This window comes from Pseudomonas sp. 39004, assembly GCF_028682155.1.
In the GTDB taxonomy this organism is placed as follows: Bacteria; Pseudomonadota; Gammaproteobacteria; order Pseudomonadales; family Pseudomonadaceae; genus Aquipseudomonas; species Aquipseudomonas capeferrum.
Map to the genome: position 1 here is coordinate 1 of NZ_JANIAG010000327.1, position 2,210 is coordinate 2,210.

Annotated in this window: 3 protein-coding genes; all 3 read left to right on the forward strand. The window is 59.9% G+C overall.

Features of this window, described 5'->3' with window-relative positions:
- Positions 1-184: 184 nt before the first annotated feature.
- A complete protein-coding gene (gene birA / locus NP534_RS26640; RefSeq protein WP_274100716.1) occupies positions 185-1,144 on the forward strand; it encodes a bifunctional biotin--[acetyl-CoA-carboxylase] ligase/biotin operon repressor BirA in 960 nt (319 codons plus the stop codon).
- Positions 1,134-1,883, forward strand: coding sequence for a pantothenate kinase (locus tag NP534_RS26645; RefSeq protein ID WP_274100717.1), 750 nt, complete (start codon positions 1,134-1,136; stop codon positions 1,881-1,883). The genes birA and NP534_RS26645 overlap by 11 nt, the downstream gene beginning before the upstream one ends.
- Before the next feature lie 7 nt (positions 1,884-1,890).
- Positions 1,891-2,210, forward strand: a 320-nt coding sequence (locus NP534_RS26650; protein WP_274100718.1) for a hypothetical protein, incomplete at its 3' end; no start/stop codon positions are given.

The following is a 2,210-nucleotide window of genomic DNA, read 5'->3' on the forward strand; positions in this document are numbered from 1 at the left end:
CCCCATGTGAGAGTAGGTCATCGTCAAGATTCATTTCGCAAAACCCCTATCTGCGCGAGCAGGTAGGGGTTTTGTCTTTGCGGCTGGAAAACTCCCTGTTGGTAGCGTCTGCGGGCGGCCCTTCTCCTATGCAAGGCCACTACCCATAGCTATCATGCCAGCCTTATTCCAAGTCGAGACTGGCATGCTGAAGTTGTTGAATCTCCTCAAGGATGGCCGGTTCCATTCCGGTGAAGCCTTGGGGGCAGCCCTCGGGGTGAGTCGCAGCGCCGTTTGGAAGCAGCTGCAGCACCTGGAGACCGAGCTGAACCTCACTATTCACAAGGTTCGTGGCCGCGGCTACCAGTTAGCGGCGCCTCTGGTCCTGCTCGAAGCGAAGGCGATCGCCGAGTTTGCCGAGGGCGAGCAGTGGCCAGTTTTCATCCACGAAACCATCGATTCGACCAATGCCGAAGGGCTGCGGCTTGCGGGTGAGGGGCAGGCTGCTCCTTTTCTGGTGCTGGCCGAGCGCCAGAATGCCGGGCGTGGCCGCCGCGGTCGTCAATGGGTAAGCCCCTTCGCAGAAAACCTCTATTACAGCCTCGTCTTGCGTGTCGAAGGCGGCATGCGCCAGCTCGAAGGGCTGAGCCTGGTGGTGGGGTTGGCGGTAATGCGAACGCTGCAAGGTTTCGGCGTAAAGGATGTGGGACTTAAATGGCCCAATGATGTGCTTGTGCGTGGGCAGAAGATCACGGGCATCTTGCTTGAGCTGGTCGGCGACCCGGCAGACGTCTGTCACGTGGTGCTTGGTATTGGCATTAATGTGAACATGCAGACCAATGACCAGGTCGACCAGGCGTGGACCTCGATGCGACGTGAGGTTGGCGCCGCAATTGATCGCAATCACTTGGTGGCGATGCTCAGCCAGCAACTGCAACATGAATTGGCGCGTCACCGCCGCTATGGTTTTGCCGCATTCCAGGAGGAATGGGAGCAAGCGCATCTATGGCAGGGGCGTAACGTATCGCTGGTTGCCGGCAGTACCCGGATCGATGGGGTAGTGCTCGGTGTGGACGGGCAGGGCGGCTTGCGCCTTGAGGTCGACGGTGTGGAAAAGAGCTTCAGCGGTGGTGAGCTCAGTTTGAGGTTGCGTGATGATTCTTGAGCTCGATTGCGGTAACAGCTTTATCAAGTGGCGGGTCATTCATGCTGGCGACGCTACGATCGTGGGCGGCGGTATTGTCGATTCGGATCAGTCGCTGGTGGCCGAGGTCAGTGCCTTGGCGTCGCTGCGTTTGTCGGGTTGCCGTATCGTCAGTGTGCGCAGCGAGGAAGAAACTGCTGCACTTTGCTCGCTGATCGGCCAGGCATTCCGTGTGGTGGCGCAAGTCGCAGAGCCTGCCCAGCAAGCAGCGGGGGTGCGTAATGGCTATGAAGACTATCAACGCCTGGGCATGGATCGCTGGCTCGCAGCGTTGGGTGCGTTCCACCTGGCCAAGGGTGCTTGCCTCGTGATCGACCTGGGGACCGCCGCCAAGGCTGACTTCATTGCCGCCGATGGCGAGCACCTGGGTGGTTATATCTGTCCGGGGATGCCGCTGATGCGTAGTCAGTTGCGTACACATACCCGACGTATCCGCTATGACGATGCTTCGGCAGCGCGTGCATTGACCAGCCTTGCCCCGGGGCGCTCGACCGTCGAGGCCGTGGAGCGTGGTTGCGTATTAATGCTGCAAGGCTTTGCCCGGACTCAGCTCGAACAGGCGCGTGCGCTGTGGGGGGAGAATTTTACCGTGTTCCTTACCGGCGGGGATGCGCCGTTGGTGCGTGAAGCTGCGCCGCAGGCACGGGTAGTCCCTGACCTGGTATTCGTTGGCCTGGCAATGGCCTGCCCATTGGACTGAGGTGCTTATGCGTTGGTTGTTTCTGCTGTTGCTGGTGCTCAACGTCTTCTATTACGTCTGGCATCAACAGGAAGCCCCGCTCAAGGTCAAGGACGTCACCCCGCTGTCGTTGTACAAAGGTAATCAACAAGAGATCCGCCTGCTGCGTGAAACAGGCGTGTCCACACCGGCCCGTCGTCGCGATGAGTGCCTGGTTGTCGGTGGCCTGGCGGGGAAAGAGCAGCTTGATGCACTGCGTCAGCGCTTGCTGAGCCTGGATATCAATGCATTGCCGGTGTCGGGTCAGCTGCCGGGGGCCGACGGTCTGTGGCTGAAGATTTCCCCGGA